Below are 16,558 nucleotides of genomic sequence, written 5' to 3'. Positions count from 1 at the left end.
CTGAATTTTGATTAAACTCCTAACGTAGCACCGCCATCGACACATAAATTGTGCATTGTAATATGACTTGCTCTATCTGAGGCTAAAAATAACACGGCTTCAGCAACTTCTGAAGGTTGTGCAATTTTTTGTAATGGAATTCCGAGTCTATATGTATTTTGAGAACCAGCAATTATATTTTTAGCTCCATTCTCATCAGCCCATAGTAATCTTTGCATCTCAGTTTCAGTAGAACCTGGAGAAACTAAGTTGCAGCGTATATTGTATGCCGCAAGCTCTAGTCCTAAACATTTCATAAACATCGTCGTTGCAGCCTTTGACGCAGCATACGCAGCCATCTCCATTCTCGGCGTATTTGCCGCATTTGAACCGACTGTAACAATTGCCCCTGATTTTCTTAACATCATATTTTTACTTACCGCTCGGGACATATTGAAAACCCCTGTAGTATTTACAGAGAATGTTTTATTCCAATCTTCATCACTTAACGAATGAATTGGTCCCATACGTAAAACCCCTGCAACATTTATTAAAATATCTATTGGCGCTATTTCATTTGCAATATGATTTACCATGTCTTCAACAGCAGCGCTATTACTCACATCTAAACGAAACGTTTTCATACGTGTTTTATTTAATTCATTTTGATTTAAGAGTACATTTAACCCCTCTTCATTTTGATCAACCGCAATAACTGTGGCTCCTCTTTCTAAAAACATTTTGGCAACAACACTGCCTATGCCTTGTGCTGCACCTGTTACTAAAACTGTTTGCCCATCAAATTCCCCTAAGTTCATTTTCTCTATCCTTTCACATAAACATTAATTTCATTAAGTAACATAAATGATATTGATTTTCATTATCAGTCATGTTGTAAAAAATAATACACTTACTAAACTAATTGGTCAAGTGCGCATTACTTTAAAATCCATTTTATTGATAATGTTTTTCATTTACTATCTTACACCGAAATGATAATGTTTCTCAATAAACTTGTCAATCTTTTTTTATTTTTCAGATAAAGTATTTTAATGCTTCTTAATAAAATCATACCTAAACGCATTAAATGTACTTATATTATAAATAAAATTCAAACTCCTCTTTTTAAAATTGAAGAAGATAAACTAGAGATACGTTCATTTACAATGCTTTATGAAAAACTCAAGTATATATTTTCTCAATATTTTTCTGAAAATATATCTTACAAATACTAATGAATGTCTTCTTTATCATTTAAGATTTAATATATATTTCGAATATGATGTATCAATTTATTATATTCCAAATGGGTATTCCACTCACTTTTACATCTATAAAAATCACAAAAGTAATTTAACCTTGTTAAAATAACTCATAAAAAAGCATCCTAATTAATAGAATAGGATGCTTTTTCGTAATCATAGTGTTATAGAAGATTTGTATACTTATGCTACGCTGCGATACTCTTCTTCTTGTTCTTTTTTCTGTTTAGGTGCTTGAATTAAAATTGCGATAATGAATGACACGACACATAATACACCGATCACCATGAACGTTGGTTTGAATCCACCTAGAAGTGCACCGATAAAGGAACCTGCAAGCGCCCCAAATCCAAATCCTTGATACACAATTCCGTAGTTCTTACTATGGTTTTTCATACCGAAGAAATCACCAACAATAGCTGGGAAAATAGTGATATTTCCACCAAAGCAAAACGCTACACTTGCTACACATACGAAGTAAATACCATAATTTAAATCTACAAAACTTAGAACTAAGACTGAACTCGCCATAACAACAAAAGTACCAGTAACGATTTTTAAACGCCCAATTTTATCCGATAACGGTCCTAAAATGATACGACCTAATGTATTGAAGATTGCAACCATAGCCACCGCATTAGCTGCTGTTGCTGCGCTAAGTCCTACAAGTTGAACACCAATGTCTTTTACCATACCAATTAAGTATAAGCCACTCATACATGATGTAAATAACATGATAAATAATAAGTATACTTGTTTTGTGCCTAACATTTCTTTCGTTGTGTATTCCTTAGTTTTTGTTTCATGAACTGCTCCTTGATCTGCAGCTTGATGGATTAAACAAGCACCAATTACAATCATAGCTGTAACAATTAAACCCCAGTATATAAATGCTTGCGATACACCAACTGATTCAATCAACTGTGCGTTAACGTATTTAAAGATTAAGCTACCTGAACCATATGCAGAGACAGAAATACCAGCAATTAAACCTTTACGCTCTGGAAACCACTTTATTAAATTTGATAGTGAAGTGATATATGCTGTACCATCTGCATAACCTACAACAACTCCTGCTAGTACATAAAGCAATATTAATGAAGACGCTTGTGAACTAAGTATTAACCCTAGTCCTAATGCTAATCCAGCTATCATAATAAGTTTACGAAGTCCCCATTTTTCTTGCAATTTACTCGCAAATAAAGTTGAAAATGCTAAAGAAAGACTAGTAATTGAGAAAGTTATCGCAACAGCGTTAAGACTCCAACCGTATTTACTAACTAAAGGCTGATTGAATAAACTCCATGTATATATCGTCCCAAGCCCCATTTGTACTATAACTGTGCCAAGGACAACAAACCATGGATTAACAGTTGATTTTTTCATACCTTTCCGCCTCCTCTTTCTATTTCAATGCTATTCGCTAAATTTACTTTTTTTATGTTCATTTTGGTCACCTCTTTTGATTTGACACCTTCATTGTATAAGATGTTTTCGTTCATGTAAGCACTTACAAGACAGAGCGTCAAAAACGTAGAATCAGTTACAAAAAACGAAGGATGAAATACAAAAACTACTTATTAAATACGTAACACTTATTTAATAAGTAGTTTTTGTATAAGATCGATTTACATTTATTTTTGAACTCTTTTTTTAAAAGTGAAACAATAAAACCGTCTCTTTACTATTTATTAAAGAGACGGTTTTATTAGGTCAATTCATAAGCCTGACTTTTTTTATACGTTTATAATTGTTTCTTCAAATGTAACAATTGGCTCTACAAATTCCATCATAATGAAAGCATTTTTAATACGTCTTGTTAAAACTTCTTTTAATTCTGCACACATTTCTTCTGTAAGTGATTTTACAAATACAAAGTTGTGATAATAAATCACACTCTTCTCTTTACTTAATGGGTTTAAAAACATCCCCTCTTTTGTAACGAGAGCATTAGAATGCCCCGATAAAGTTGAAAGAAACGTCTCTAAAATTTTTATTTCTCTTTTTGAAAACGATTCTTCACAAACTACTTTAATATTCATTTCTGTTATCATTTATATATTCCCCCAACCATTTTTTCACAAGGGGATACTATAATACTATTAAATTTTCACAAGACTCCCCTTGTCGTTCATAAAATTCACCAGAAAACTAAGTTGACTAACTTGTTTTTTCCCTTTATTCATATAAATCTCTCCTTTCGTATATATTACTTCTCCATTTGTAATTGATTACCTTTTTATATTAAAGTTTTTCTATGTTTTTAATTGGAATTTTACCAATTAGAGATCTTATTAATAAACGTATATTTTTCTTATACTCCTGAAAAAAACTTTACTTATCTACTTTACGTTTTGTGCTACATAGTGTCTGTTTTTTGAATAATTTGCTTCTCTGCAGTATTTACATAGAAATATTGTTTCGCTAATGCTGAAAACAATTTACTTATAATAAAGTGAAACTTTAATCAACCCTCACCAATCGGGCTTTTATGGGCAGCAGGGCCCCCACCTAACTTCTTTGCTTCCACTGAATTTTGAGGTGGGGGTCTTACTGCCCAGCAAATAGCGGGATAAACTTAAATAAAATATAACTTTTAACATAAGAGTACTTTATACTCTTCTATTAGAGAACAAATTTTTTCCCAATAAATAAAACTAAATATTCACTAATATATCTATCCGTGGTTTAATATATATAATAAAAAAATATTTCTGTCTTTAATGAGGAGGTACTATGAAAGCAAACGTAGGGGATACTATACTTTTTCAACGAAATAATTTAAAGATTACAGGATCTGTATTAAAACTTTATACTGAATCGGTCTTAGTTGAAATTACAAATGTAAGCGGTGGTACTTTTGAATTTGATCGAACAATTGTAAATCATAAAAACTATAAAGTTTTAAATACAAATACATAAAACAACACAAAATAGCCCCTGCTCAACAGCAGGGGCTATTTTATATAAAAATATTTCACTAGTTTATATACCCTAAAACATTAACAATCTTACTCGCTTTTAAATTGTTAATATGATAATAAATTTCTAAACCTCTTCTCTCTGCTCGTAACACTTTACCCTTCATTTTTGATAAATGTTGTGAAACAGTAGATTGCGGAATATTCAGTAACTCTGTTAATTGTGTTACATTACAAGTTTTTCTCGTACTTAATTCATTTACAATTTGCAGTCTGATTGGATGCGCCATAATTTTTAAAATATCTACATCTTCTTCTGAAACTAAAGTTTTTCTCATTTCACTCGTATATGTTGTCATAAGACATTCCCCTTTTATATGAATTCCATATTCATAAGATCTATTTCCAAATTTTTTAAAACCCTTGATTAAAACTTTCATATAGAAATAAAAGGATTTTAAATTTTTGAAAACAGAACTTACATTCACTTTATTTATTTATTTATTTGGTACATATACATAATACAATGTTAATATGTGCTCTATGTGAAGTTCACATAAATTTGTGATGAAGATTTACTTAGCCACTCGCATCCTACTCATCTAATTACTCACTGCGTAAAATCATCAGTTATTTTAACACATTTTAGGCGTTTGTATATACTATTTATAAAACAACTTTTATAAAGGAGGATTCATATGCCTACAGCGTTACAAGAAGAAGTCGAAGAAGCACGGGAAACATATGTCAGTCGTATCATCTTAGTTGGAGGATCGACTTTATTTTTAGTAGGCGGGGTTATATCGGCAATTTCAGCTTTTAAAGCTTATAATCGTTTGGAGAATACGCCGCCTTCTACAGATAATTCATAGATATTTTATAAAATAAAACGTCGCCTCTAATATGAAGAGACGACGTTTTATGATTCATACATATGACACTAAAAGTATCGGTAGATTCCCTACTCCATTCTCTAAGCTTACTTCACCACAAACCTAGTCTGACTACACCCATCCTTCTGCTTCGTTACTTCTAATACAGCTGGCATTGCGTTTTTCAGCTCTTGTACGTGTGAAATGACACCGATAAATCGGCCTGATTTTTGTAAGTCAATTAAGGCGTCTACTGCTTTCGTTAATGATTCTTCATCTAATGAACCGAACCCTTCATCGATGAACATCGTTTCGATGGAAATACCACCTTCATATGCTTGAATGACATCTGCCATTCCTAGCGCTAGGCAAAGTGATGCATTAAATTTCTCTCCGCCGGATAGTGTTTTTACATCGCGTGTTTGGCCAGTATATGCATCGTACACATCTAAGCCTAATCCACTTTGACGATTTCTCTTTTCAACTCGTTCACTTCGTTTTAAATAAAATTGTCCGTTTGATAATTTACGTAATCGTTCGTTTGCAATTTGAACAATTTGTTCTAAATACTCAATTAAGATGTAACGTTCAAATGATATACGGCTCTCGTTATCACCTTTCATTACTTCATATAAGTCAACAAGTTCTTGGAAAGCTTTTTCTTCCTCATGAATTTGCTCATCAATACGTCTAATGTTTTCATGTAAATCAGAAATATATGTTACCGCATTTTGCGCACGTTGACGTTTTTCTTTAATGATATCGAGATTAATTTGTAATTCTGTTATGTGTTCACCTAACGCTGTAATATCCATATACTCTTTATCTTTTAATTCAGCTTGTAACTCTTCAATTTGTTTTGCAAGCACTTCAAGCGATGAATAATAACCTTGAATTTCTTTTTGTAACATTTCCATCTCGTGATCGCTTAATTTGGCTTCTTTATACGTGAATTCGTCTGTAAACCCGCTTTGTTCTAGCTCTTTCATAAAGCGTGCGAAAGTCTCTTCTTTCTTTAATTTTGCACTTTCAAATTGATTAGAAGCACCTTTTTGTTCTGCTTGAATACGTATATTTTCATTTTGCCAATGCTGATACGCTTCCTGCACTTTCTTCCATTCGTCCTCCATTAACCTAAGTTCCTGCATAGCTTGGTCAAACTGTGCTTTCCAAGCTTGTACTGTTTGTAAGTTTTCTGGAATATTTCGTTTATCATGTTCATATGACGTACGAAGTTGCATACACTCCATTTCTGTACGGTGCTGCATTGTTTCCACTTCTCGTTTTTGTTTCTGAAGTTCTTCTATTTTTTCTTCTACGCTTTTCATGTTCGCAGCAATCTGCTTACGTGTTTCTTCACTTGCTTTTAACGTATTAACGTCTGCAGCTAATTGTTTTCCTTTTTGAACAAGTGCACTATATGTTTCAGCTAATTTTTCCGAGTTGTAGCCGCGCTTCACAACTTCTTCTATCACTTGTTCATATTGTAGTCGATAGAAATTCCATTTCTCCTCTACTTGCACATGTAATTTTTCAGCAATGTTCTTCTTATCTCTTAAATCGTTTAACTCTTTTTCATCGATCGCATTACTTTGCTCTGTAGCTTTTTGCGGATGATTCGTACTACCACATACCGGACAAGATTCACCGTCATGTAAATGAAGAGCTAATATACCAGCTTGTTCACTTAACCAGCGGCGCTCCATGTTTTCATATGCACGAACTGCCACTTGCATTTTATTATTTGCCGCTTCTTTTTCTTGCTCGAATTTTTGTTTTTCTTGCCAAACATCATATGCTTGCTTTAAAACTTTTGCATCTTCTCGCATATTCGTTAGTTCTTCTACTTTAGCTACATATTGCTCAAGTGCTTGTTCTAATTGCTGCAATTCATCAGACATTCTCTGTTTTTTGTTTGTATGCTCTTCTAGTTGTTGATCTAACTTTTGCATACTTTCTTTTAATTTCCCTATTTGGATTTCGGTATTTTGTAAATTCAGCTTTCTCTCAGCTAATGATTCAATAATCGCTTGTAACTCTTCTAATCTTTGAACAAGTTTTTTAGCCTCTTCTCGCTCAGCTTCTTTATTCTTTACTACTTCATACTTCTCCTGAGCAAGTTCAAAGCTATTCATTATCTGTTCTTGTTTGACGCTTATCTGTTTTAACAAACTTTCAGCTTTCTGCTCATTTTCCATCGCTTCTTCATACCATTGTTCAAATGGTAATAAGCGCTTTGCTTGTTCCGCACGTTTAAAGGATTTTTCTTTCCTTTCAATTGCTGCACGGTTCTCTTGTAAAGTGTTATATTTCTCATCCTTTTGTTGTAAATCTATAAATTTCTCATTTACAGATTTTGCTGCATGAAAACGTGTTTCTGCATCCTTTAATTGCTTCGTTTGAACATCTTGTTCTACTTGTAATTGCTCAACCTCTGCCTTATACACGGTTGTTTCTTGTTCTAACGCTTCTACTACTTGATGCGTATTTACATGTTCTTGTGCCACTAATGTCTCTAATAATGCTCCATCACGGATTGGTAATTTAAAAACATTACGGAAATAGAGCTCTCTCTCTTTTTGTTTTTCTTGCAAGACATCTTTCCATTGTTTTCTCTTTTGATCAAGTAACTCACGCATTAATTTATAACGATCCGTTTTAAAAATACGACGTAAAATCTCTTCTTTGTTTTCCGTCTCAGATGTTAATAGTTTTCGGAATTCCCCTTGGGGTAACATAACAATTTGGCTAAATTGATGTTTACTTAACCCAATTAAATCTTCCACTTTTTTGTTTACGTCTGTTACATGAAAACGATCGACGGCTGGAACGTTTTCTCCATCAATAACTTCATATAATTCTACTGCATGTCCTGTAATGGTCTTATTCCCTTGTTTTTTATGTCCAAGTTGTCGTTTTATTTCATAGCGTTTCCCTTTTAACTGAAAGGTTAATTCAACACTTGTATAAACATTATCATCAGCAAATTGACTTCGAAGCATGCTCGTATCACTACGTTCTTCTCCACTAGCCTCACCATATAACACATAACAAATCGCATCAAAAATCGTTGTTTTTCCAGCTCCCGTATTCCCAGAAATAGCGAAAATACGATGTTCTCCAAGATCTTCAAAATCGATTACTTCTTTCTGTTTATATGGCCCGAATGCTGTCATAATAAGCTGAATCGGTCTCATCCTCGTTCACCTTCCCGTTCTTGCACTGTTTGTAATACATCTATAAATAGGCGTTCTTTCTCTTCTGATAAATCTAACCCTTTCATTTCTTTATAGAAAGCCTTTAAAAGAGATAAATCATCCGTTTTATGTCTTGAAACCGTTACTTCATTTGTATCTGTGAGTTCTCGCCTTTGCATCGCTCTTTCAACGTGCATTGCATTTGGATATACAGATCGTATTTTCTCCATTGGCTGTAAGACAGGGTTTTCGTCTAATAATTTTACAAATACGTAATCTTCACTTACTGGGTGCTGTAATAATTCATCTATTTTCGCTTCTACTGTTCGCATTTTACGACGTGGTGAAAGTAACCTTTTTTCAATTGCTACTTCACCAGTTTCATTCAGTTCTACAATGTAATAACCTTTTTTATGTTTCTCTTCAGAAATTGAATAGGCAAGTGGTGAACCTGAATATCTAATGGTCTCATTACGTACGAAATGCGCTTGATGTAAATGTCCAAGCGCTGTGTAATGAAACTTATCAAAATAATGACTATTTACATATTCAGCACCACCAATTGAAAGTGGTCGTTCTGCATCACTTGTATTCTCCTCCGCTTCTCCTGAAGAAGTTACAAATGCATGTCCAACAAATACATGTCTAGCTTCTTTATCCATCGTTTCAGAGAGCTCATTCATAAAAATGCGCATCGCATCATCATGAGAACGTACGTCTTCATTTTTCAACACGTGTCTAACTATGCTTGGGTCTGCATACGGTATTAGATGGAAGTGAACCTCTCCATATTCATCATTTAGTACAACAGGTTCGTACGGGAATTGAAATTGACCTGCAATATGTAATCCTTGTTTTTTCATTAAACTACTTCCAAAATGGATACGATCCGGACTATCATGATTACCAGCTACTGCAATAACTGGTGTTTGTAAATCAATAACTATTTTTTGCAGCACATCATTTAATAAGTCTACTGCTTCTGTAGGTGGAATTGCTCGGTCATATAAATCCCCTGCAATAATTACAGCATCTGGTTTTTCTTCTTCAACAGCCTGTACAAACTGATCTAATACAATCTTTTGGTCTTCAGTCATATACACGCCATGAACAAGCTTTCCTAAATGCCAATCCGCTGTATGAAATAACTTCATATTTTTCTACTCCTTTTAATTTACTGATTTTAGTGAAACGAGTTGATAGTTTATTGTAGTTTTTCCGTTCTCCCACTCTAGTTTCAATATCGTTGCACTTCCAATTCTTTCTTCATTTGATTTATATAAAGGCAATATTTCTTGAATTGTAAATAAGTGATAACCATCCAATATTAATTGGAATATATTTTCTTCAATATGTAATCTTACTTCTTTTTCATTTGAAATAATTTTTGTGTGCATCTCAAATTTCATGATAGATACAACCCCTTTTTATAATCTCTACATTTTAATAGTATAGTGGCTATGCAAGATTGACAAGTACATACACAGCAAAGTACACACTTTTCTATTGTTATATGCTTTATGTATTTTATATAAAATACGGTATGTGAAATTTTACATTTCCCCCAAAATAAAAATGCCTATTGTGACATCTTTATTTTTGTATAAAGTCTTTCATTACATAATATAAAACGGTAATTAAGACGATTGCGACGAAAAATGAGAACACTGCGACAATGTAGCCATCTTTATTTAATAAAATACAGAATGAAATAGATATTATAAAAATCGGAAATACGAGACGTACTTTATCCTTCACTTCTTCTGTCGTATCTGTATGATGAAAATACTGCGTTATTCCTATCATTAAAAAAGACAAAATAATAACCGACAATAGTAAAGGTCCTGGCATTCCGATTTCTCCTTTCTCTATTTCTAATTCAATGTAAAATTTTTTATTACAATTGTACGATTTATTTTTTCTTCAAACACACTTTTAGAATTGATAATGAACATTTCACACCTATATAATAGCGCTTTTATCATTATAACTTCAAATAATTACACTTACAGTAATGTTGTAATATTCCCCCTCAGTCTCTGAAATCCTGCAAAGATAACTCGTCAAAATATGCAGTGACCAAATTAATATTTACCGTCAACTTTTGACAAAATTTATAAAGGACATTTCAGTACATATCAAGAATTAAGAATAAGAAGATATGTAAGGGAGGATGCATTATGACTGAACAAGTTTTATTTTCTGTTAGTGAAAACGGCGTTGCAACAATTACTTTAAACCGTCCAAAAGCACTTAATTCTTTATCTTATGACATGTTACAACCTATCGGACAAAAACTTAAAGAGTGGGAACACGATGAGCGTATTGCACTTATCGTGTTAAAAGGAGCTGGCACAAAAGGTTTTTGTGCAGGTGGCGACATTAAAACTCTTTATGAAGCGCGTTCCAATGAAGTGGCATTGCAACATGCAGAACGTTTTTTTGAAGAAGAGTATGAAATTGATACATATATTTATCAATATACAAAACCGATTATTGCTTGTTTAGATGGAATTGTAATGGGCGGTGGTGTCGGTCTTACAAATGGTGCGAAGTATCGCATTGTAACTGAGCGTACGAAATGGGCAATGCCAGAGATGAATATCGGCTTCTTCCCAGACGTCGGAGCTGCATATTTCTTAAATAAAGCACCTGGATATACAGGACGCTTCGTTGCTTTAACAGCATCTATTTTAAAAGCTTCTGACGTATTATTTATTAATGCTGCAGATTACTTTATGACATCTGATTCATTACCAGAGTTTCTTACTGAACTTGAAAGTGTAAATTGGCATAAAGAAGATGATGTACATACTAATTTAAAAGAAGTTATTCGTACATTTGCAACTGCTCCAAACTTAGAAAGCGAGCTCGCTCCTTCATTAGAAGTAATCAATTCACATTTTGCTTTCGATACAATTGAAGAAATCATCCATTCATTGGAGAAAGATGAAAGCTCCTTTGCTCTAAAAACGAAAGAAATACTGTTATCAAAATCCCCTATTTCACTAAAAGTAACATTAAAACAGTTTATTGATGGACAAGATAAATCCGTTGAAGAATGTTTCGCTACGGACCTTATACTTGCTAAAAACTTCATGAGGCATGAAGATTTCTTCGAAGGAGTACGCTCCGTTGTCGTTGATAAAGATCAAAATCCGAATTATAAATATAAACAGTTAAGTGACGTTTCAGAAGAAGATGTGAATCGTTTCTTTAACTTACTTAATGCATAAAATGAAATTGTCATGAGGGGATATTTTGTTCATCCCCCACCTAACTTCTTTGCTTCAGCTAAATCTTGTGTGGTGAAAATCTTACTACCCGCAAATAGCGGTATAAAATCGAGGCTATATAGTAGTGTAATTACAGCTACTATATAGCCTTTTTTATTTAATTATTTTTAATAAAATTTAATTTTATTAAATCCATTTTTGTGCTACACTGATTTTAATCAAATATTCTAAAAATAAAAAGGAGGGGCGGCTATGATAGAAAATTATCTTCTTTTCATCATTATGTCTATTTGCCTTATCATTTTACCTGGTCCAGATACAGCAATGGCTACGAAAAATACATTGGTTGCTGGTAAAGTCGGTGGAGTGAAAACAGTGTTTGGTACATGTATTGCACTATTAATTCATACTTTAGCTGCTGTAATTGGTCTTTCTGCACTTATTGTAAAGTCAGCTCTTTTATTTTCTATTTTCAAGTACGTTGGGGCTCTCTATTTAATATATATCGGTATTAAAGCCCTTTTAGCAGTAAGAAACAAAGAAAACTTAGATACAAATGATCTATCTTTGAATAATGAAAACGAACATACTTCTTGCTTTCGCCAAGGATTTCTTACAAATTTATTAAACCCTAAAGTAGCAGTCTTCTTTTTAACTTTTTTACCACAATTTTTAAATCCAAATCATAATACATTTATTCAACTTCTTGTAATGGGCCTTACTTACCTCGTTTTAACAGTCATTTGGTTTGCATTTTATATATTTTTAATTGATAAAATTAGTGCTTTTATGAAAAAACCGAAGACGCAACGTTATATTCAAGGGCTAACAGGAGTCGTCCTAATTGGATTTGGTATTAAACTAGCTTTTGAAAAAAATAATTAACAAGACGAAAACCACCACTATTAATAGTGGTGGTTTTCATCTAATAACTGATTTGGTTGTTTACTCTATATTAAAACCAGCGCTCAGTTACAACTTTTTTACGTGTATAGAATTGAACGCCATCTGTACCATTTGTACCTAAATCACCAAAGAATGAAGCTTTATTTCCTGCAAATGCGAAGAATGCCATTGGTGCTGGAACGTTTACGTTTACACCAATCATACCAGCATCGATATTATCACGGAATGTTTGTGCATGTTTACCATTTGACGTATAAATAACCGCACCATTTGCAAATTTAGATTGATTTGTTAGTTTAATACCTTCTTCTAAATCTTTAACACGTACAATACTTAATACTGGAGCAAAAATTTCATCTTGCCAAATTTTCATTTCTTGATTCACGCCATCAAAGATTGTCGCACCTACAAAGTAACCTTCTCCAACTTCTTCATTAATTTTACGGCCATCTACTAATAAAGTTGCCCCATCTGCTACACCGCTATTAATATAGCCTAAAACGCGCTCTTTATGAGATTCACGGATTAATGGTCCAACATAGTTATCTTCGTTAAAGCCATCGCCTACTTTTAATTTTTTCGTTTCTGCTACTAATACATCAATAAATTCATCAGCAATTTCATCCACTACTGCTACTACTGAGCATGCCATGCAGCGCTCTCCACTACTTGCAAATGCAGATCCAATTACACCTTGTACTGTTTTCTCAAGATTGCAATCTGGCATTACAATCGCATGGTTTTTCGCACCTGCTAATGCTTGTACACGTTTTCCGTGTTTCGTACCTGTTTCATATACGTAACGAGCTACCGGCTCAGAGCCAACGAACGAAACAGCCTGAATATCTTTATTTTCTAAAATGCTATTTACAACATCTTTTCCGCCTTGCACTAAATTTAATACGCCTTTTGGGAAACCTGCTTCATAGAATAATTCTACAAGTCGCTCCGCTAAAAGTGGCGTTCTTTCAGATGTTTTTAATACGAATGTATTACCGCAAGCAATTGCAAGTGGGAACATCCATAACGGAATCATCATCGGGAAGTTAAACGGTGTAATACCAGCAACAACTCCGATTGGGTAGCGCCAAATCGATCCATCAATTCCGCTAGCGATATTCGGAAGTGCTTGACCCATCATTAAATTTGGCGTAGATGTTGCAAGTTCTACCGCTTCAATACCACGCTGTACTTCACCTGTTGCATCCGTTAGCGTCTTACCATTTTCTAGCGTAATGATTTTTGCAAGCTCATCTTTGTTTTCTTGTAATAGCTGTAAATATTTATATAAATTTCTTGAACGATTTGGAACTGGTACTTTAGACCATGTTTCGAATGCTGCTTTTGCCGCTTCAACAGCTTTTTCAACATCTTCTTTTGGAGATAGTGGAACGTAAGCGATAATTTTTCCAGTCGCTGGATTTGGAACTGCTTCTACTTCCGTACCTGTCGATTCAACCCACTCACCGTTAATGTGATTTTTTACTCGTTTAATTTCAGTTGTAATCATTGTATTCTCTCCTTTGTATAATTTATTTTTGATTAGAAATTAATTGCTCGCTAACTTTCTTATATAAAGCAGCCATATCGTTTTCACCATATCCAGCTTGACTCGCTTCGTCATATACGTTTAATAACATTTCGCTTACCGGTAAATGGAGTTCGCTTTCCTTAGCTAAGTCAACTGCAAATCCTAAATCTTTCTTCAATAAGTTCACAGTAAATCCTGGCTCGTAGTTTTCAGGTGCTATAAAACTTTTATAATTACGTTCATAAATTCTACTTTGACCGTAACTTACATTTAAAATATCAAACATTTTATCTAAATCCATATTATTCTTTTTCGCTAATGTTAAAGCTTCACTCACACCAGCTGTATAAAAACCAATTAATAAGTTATTAATTAACTTAACAGTTGTACCACTATCAATCTGCTCACTAACGTGGAAAATGTTCGCGCCTAGTACGCCCATGATAGATTCCGTTTTCTCATATACGTCTTTTGATCCACCAACCATAAACGTTAATGTACGGTTTTCGGCTCCTATTACACCACCGCTCACAGGTGCTGCTAAAAAGTCTACTTTCTTTTCCTTTGCAGCTTCCTCTAACTGTTTGTTTAACTGCGGCGATACCGTACTTGTATCAATGAAAACTACATTCGAGTGACCATTTTCAAATAATCCTTCTGCTCCAAAATATACCGCTTCAACAGCGCGAGGTGAAGGTAAACTTGTAAAAACTACATCACATGTTTCTGCTAGTTTTGAGATTGATAGACCGATAATTCCGCCTTCTTTTTCAAAGGACGCTTCCGCCTCTTTATTTAAGTCCACGCCATATACTGTGTAACCTGATTTAACTAGATTTTTTGACATTGGAAGGCCCATGTTACCTAAACCGATAAAACCAATCTTTTTCATATCGCTTTCCTCCTATTTACACAATATATTTCCCGCGATTTATAATAGCTTTCGCAATTTCTCTCTTCTTCGTAAATACGTTCGTGTATAAAGGCACTAATAATTGACGGATTTCAGCTAAAATCACATGTCTATCTTGTTCTTCTGTGACAGCCGCTGAAAGTACAGAAATCGCCGCTTCTTCTACTTTACGGTATCCTTCTTCACAAATAACATCCGTTATTAATTGCTTCGTACGTTCTTTTTCCTCACCATTTTTACTTACCGCTTTTCTCGTACGTAAAAACGCTGATTCCATGACGTACACGTCCGTCAACATATTTGAAATTACACGTGAATATTCTTGTTCTTGGTCAATTTTTAGACCTAGAGTTTTAGAGAGCGTTTTCAAAGATTGTTTCAACAATTTTTTCGCTAATAAAATGTAACGATGGTTTCTTTCTACATTTGCTACATCACTTTCTACTTCAGTATTTTCTAATTGTTCGATTTGCTTCATTAACATTTTGGCAACTGTTAATCTATTAATTTCGTTCGTTCCTTCAAAAATACGACTAATTCTAGCATCACGATATAATCGTTCTACCTCATACTCTTGCATATAACCGTAACCACCATGAATTTGTACAGCTTCATCTACGATATAAGCAAGTGTTTCAGAAGCATTTACTTTATTCAGTGCACATTCAATTGCAAATTGGGACATTTTCTTCATAAGATCTTCATCGCTCTCATGAATTGCTTCATCGATTACACCTGCCGTACGATAAGCTGCACTTTCGGCTCCATATGTAGCAATGATCATATTTGCAATTTTCTCTTGAATCATCGTAAAGTTTACTAATTCCGTTTGGAACTGTTTTCGCTCTTTTCCATATTGAACCGACAAACCAATTGCTTGTTTTGCTGTTCCAATATTTCCAAAAGCAAGTTTAAGTCTAGCAAAGTTAAGAATATTAAGGGCTACGTGATGCCCTTTCCCAACTTCCCCTAAAACATTTTCAGCAGGGATGACAACATCTTCTAAAATAAGAGTCGCTGTTGAAGAACCTTTAATCCCCATTTTCTTTTCTTCTAATCCAATAGATACACCTTCACATGTTCTTTCGACAATAAACGCTGTCATTCCTTTATTTGTCTTCGCAAAAACAACGTATACATCTGCCATATGAGCATTTGTAATCCATTGCTTCTCACCATTTAACTTCCAAGCTGTTCCCTCTTCATTCAATACGGCGCTTGTTTTTGCACTTAATGCATCCGAACCAGCATTTGGCTCTGTTAAAGCATAAGCCCCAATCCATTCTCCCGATGCGATTTTCGGTAAATATTTTTCTTTTTGCTCTTTCGTTCCATAATATATGTAAGGCAATGTACCGACACCAGCGTGTATATTAAAAGAAACGCTAAACGCACCAGCGTAACCCATTTTCTCTGCTACAAGACCTGAGACAGCCTTTCCTAACTCGAACCCGCCATAATCTTCTGGTACCTCAATGCCTAATAATCCAAGTTCCCCAGCTTTCTCAAATAATTGACGAGAAACTTTATAGTTATGTTGTTCAATATTCTCCATTTGTGGAACAATTTCTTGTTTAACGAATTGTTCTGTCGTTTTTGCGATTAAATCTTCATCACCTGAAAAATCTTCTGGTGTAAAGTAAGTATGATTTATATCTTTATTAAGTGAAAAGAATTCATCCCATGGTAACTTCGTTTTCTCCATATGTATCCCCCTATCATTCGGCTTTCATAGCTTTTT

At 34.0% G+C, this 16,558-nt stretch carries 15 protein-coding genes; 4 read left to right on the top strand and 11 right to left on the bottom strand.

Annotation, left to right across the window (positions count from 1 at the left end):
- Positions 1-11 precede the first annotated feature (11 nt).
- From dhbA to ACTL4X_RS11350, 3 genes are all read right to left on the bottom strand, one after another.
- Positions 12-797 carry a 2,3-dihydro-2,3-dihydroxybenzoate dehydrogenase gene (gene dhbA, locus ACTL4X_RS11360; protein WP_001048437.1) on the bottom strand — a complete coding sequence of 262 codons (786 nt, stop codon included), beginning with the start codon at positions 795-797 and terminating at the stop codon, positions 12-14.
- A gap of 627 nt (positions 798-1,424) precedes the next feature.
- Positions 1,425-2,627 carry an L-lactate MFS transporter gene (locus ACTL4X_RS11355; RefSeq protein WP_000750111.1) on the bottom strand — a complete coding sequence of 401 codons (1,203 nt, stop codon included), beginning with the start codon at positions 2,625-2,627 and terminating at the stop codon, positions 1,425-1,427.
- A 350-nt stretch (positions 2,628-2,977) separates the two neighbouring features.
- Positions 2,978-3,295, bottom strand: a complete 318-nt coding sequence (locus tag ACTL4X_RS11350) for a hypothetical protein (RefSeq protein WP_000627302.1) — start codon at positions 3,293-3,295, stop codon at positions 2,978-2,980.
- Between the two features lie 682 nt (positions 3,296-3,977).
- On the opposite strand from ACTL4X_RS11350, the gene ACTL4X_RS11345 reads away from it, so the two are divergent.
- Positions 3,978-4,163 (top strand): YkvS family protein, encoded by a 186-nt coding sequence (locus ACTL4X_RS11345; protein ID WP_000646793.1) that lies wholly within the window; start codon positions 3,978-3,980, stop codon positions 4,161-4,163.
- A 58-nt stretch (positions 4,164-4,221) separates the two neighbouring features.
- Here ACTL4X_RS11345 and ACTL4X_RS11340 read toward each other — a convergent pair whose 3' ends face one another.
- Positions 4,222-4,521, bottom strand: coding sequence for an ArsR/SmtB family transcription factor (locus tag ACTL4X_RS11340; protein WP_000214801.1), 300 nt, complete (start codon positions 4,519-4,521; stop codon positions 4,222-4,224).
- 339 nt (positions 4,522-4,860) lie between these two features.
- Here ACTL4X_RS11340 and ACTL4X_RS11335 point away from each other — a divergent pair, with 339 nt between their 5' ends.
- Positions 4,861-5,034, top strand: a complete 174-nt coding sequence (locus ACTL4X_RS11335) for a hypothetical protein (RefSeq protein ID WP_001141668.1) — start codon at positions 4,861-4,863, stop codon at positions 5,032-5,034.
- Between the two features lie 107 nt (positions 5,035-5,141).
- Here ACTL4X_RS11335 and ACTL4X_RS11330 read toward each other — a convergent pair whose 3' ends face one another.
- From ACTL4X_RS11330 to ACTL4X_RS11315, 4 genes are all read right to left on the bottom strand, one after another.
- Entirely contained in the window at positions 5,142-8,231 is a 3,090-nt protein-coding gene (locus ACTL4X_RS11330; protein ID WP_441395033.1) for an AAA family ATPase, read from the bottom strand.
- Positions 8,228-9,385 carry an exonuclease SbcCD subunit D gene (locus ACTL4X_RS11325; RefSeq protein WP_000765150.1) on the bottom strand — a complete coding sequence of 386 codons (1,158 nt, stop codon included), beginning with the start codon at positions 9,383-9,385 and terminating at the stop codon, positions 8,228-8,230. Before ACTL4X_RS11325 ends, ACTL4X_RS11330 begins: the two co-directional genes overlap by 4 nt.
- Positions 9,386-9,400: 15 nt before the next feature.
- Complete coding sequence (locus tag ACTL4X_RS11320; protein WP_000667344.1) at positions 9,401-9,640, bottom strand: DUF2584 family protein; 240 nt, start codon at positions 9,638-9,640, stop codon at positions 9,401-9,403.
- Between the two features lie 184 nt (positions 9,641-9,824).
- Entirely contained in the window at positions 9,825-10,082 is a 258-nt protein-coding gene (locus ACTL4X_RS11315) for a hypothetical protein (protein ID WP_001119404.1), read from the bottom strand.
- 329 nt (positions 10,083-10,411) lie between these two features.
- Between ACTL4X_RS11315 and ACTL4X_RS11310 the strand changes: the two genes are divergently transcribed.
- Positions 10,412-11,467: an enoyl-CoA hydratase/isomerase family protein gene (locus tag ACTL4X_RS11310; protein WP_000139775.1), complete on the top strand. Its 1,056-nt coding sequence runs from the start codon at positions 10,412-10,414 to the stop codon at positions 11,465-11,467.
- Positions 11,468-11,719: 252 nt separating this feature from the next.
- Positions 11,720-12,352: a LysE family translocator gene (locus ACTL4X_RS11305; RefSeq protein ID WP_000572360.1), complete on the top strand. Its 633-nt coding sequence runs from the start codon at positions 11,720-11,722 to the stop codon at positions 12,350-12,352.
- Positions 12,353-12,422: 70 nt separating this feature from the next.
- Here the strand turns inward: ACTL4X_RS11305 and ACTL4X_RS11300 are convergent, their stop codons facing one another.
- From ACTL4X_RS11300 to ACTL4X_RS11290, 3 genes are read right to left on the bottom strand one after another with little or no spacing between them, the layout of a single operon-like run.
- A complete protein-coding gene (locus tag ACTL4X_RS11300; protein ID WP_000633344.1) occupies positions 12,423-13,883 on the bottom strand; it encodes a CoA-acylating methylmalonate-semialdehyde dehydrogenase in 1,461 nt (486 codons plus the stop codon).
- A 22-nt stretch (positions 13,884-13,905) separates the two neighbouring features.
- Positions 13,906-14,796, bottom strand: coding sequence for an NAD(P)-dependent oxidoreductase (locus ACTL4X_RS11295; protein WP_000719409.1), 891 nt, complete (start codon positions 14,794-14,796; stop codon positions 13,906-13,908).
- A gap of 16 nt (positions 14,797-14,812) precedes the next feature.
- Positions 14,813-16,522, bottom strand: a complete 1,710-nt coding sequence (locus tag ACTL4X_RS11290; RefSeq protein WP_441395032.1) for an acyl-CoA dehydrogenase family protein — start codon at positions 16,520-16,522, stop codon at positions 14,813-14,815.
- Between the last annotated feature and the right edge of the window lie 36 nt (positions 16,523-16,558).

It is taken from the genome of Bacillus sp. RE35, from assembly GCF_052146655.1.
Taxonomy (GTDB): domain Bacteria; phylum Bacillota; class Bacilli; order Bacillales; family Bacillaceae_G; genus Bacillus_A; species Bacillus_A cereus.
This window is presented reverse-complemented; position numbering and strand designations above follow the sequence as displayed.

Bases quoted from the DNA above. Each gene is read 5' to 3' on its own strand.
- dhbA (WP_001048437.1), bottom strand. From the start codon at position 797: ATGAACTTAGGGGAATTTGATGGGCAAACAGTTTTAGTAACAGGTGCA.
- ACTL4X_RS11355 (WP_000750111.1), bottom strand. From the start codon at position 2,627: ATGAAAAAATCAACTGTTAATCCATGGTTTGTTGTCCTTGGCACAGTT.
- ACTL4X_RS11350 (WP_000627302.1), bottom strand. From the start codon at position 3,295: ATGATAACAGAAATGAATATTAAAGTAGTTTGTGAAGAATCGTTTTCA.
- ACTL4X_RS11345 (WP_000646793.1), top strand. From the start codon at position 3,978: ATGAAAGCAAACGTAGGGGATACTATACTTTTTCAACGAAATAATTTA.
- ACTL4X_RS11340 (WP_000214801.1), bottom strand. From the start codon at position 4,521: ATGACAACATATACGAGTGAAATGAGAAAAACTTTAGTTTCAGAAGAA.
- ACTL4X_RS11335 (WP_001141668.1), top strand. From the start codon at position 4,861: ATGCCTACAGCGTTACAAGAAGAAGTCGAAGAAGCACGGGAAACATAT.
- ACTL4X_RS11330 (WP_441395033.1), bottom strand. From the start codon at position 8,231: ATGAGACCGATTCAGCTTATTATGACAGCATTCGGGCCATATAAACAG.
- ACTL4X_RS11325 (WP_000765150.1), bottom strand. From the start codon at position 9,385: ATGAAGTTATTTCATACAGCGGATTGGCATTTAGGAAAGCTTGTTCAT.
- ACTL4X_RS11320 (WP_000667344.1), bottom strand. From the start codon at position 9,640: ATGAAATTTGAGATGCACACAAAAATTATTTCAAATGAAAAAGAAGTA.
- ACTL4X_RS11315 (WP_001119404.1), bottom strand. From the start codon at position 10,082: ATGCCAGGACCTTTACTATTGTCGGTTATTATTTTGTCTTTTTTAATG.
- ACTL4X_RS11310 (WP_000139775.1), top strand. From the start codon at position 10,412: ATGACTGAACAAGTTTTATTTTCTGTTAGTGAAAACGGCGTTGCAACA.
- ACTL4X_RS11305 (WP_000572360.1), top strand. From the start codon at position 11,720: ATGATAGAAAATTATCTTCTTTTCATCATTATGTCTATTTGCCTTATC.
- ACTL4X_RS11300 (WP_000633344.1), bottom strand. From the start codon at position 13,883: ATGATTACAACTGAAATTAAACGAGTAAAAAATCACATTAACGGTGAG.
- ACTL4X_RS11295 (WP_000719409.1), bottom strand. From the start codon at position 14,796: ATGAAAAAGATTGGTTTTATCGGTTTAGGTAACATGGGCCTTCCAATG.
- ACTL4X_RS11290 (WP_441395032.1), bottom strand. From the start codon at position 16,522: ATGGAGAAAACGAAGTTACCATGGGATGAATTCTTTTCACTTAATAAA.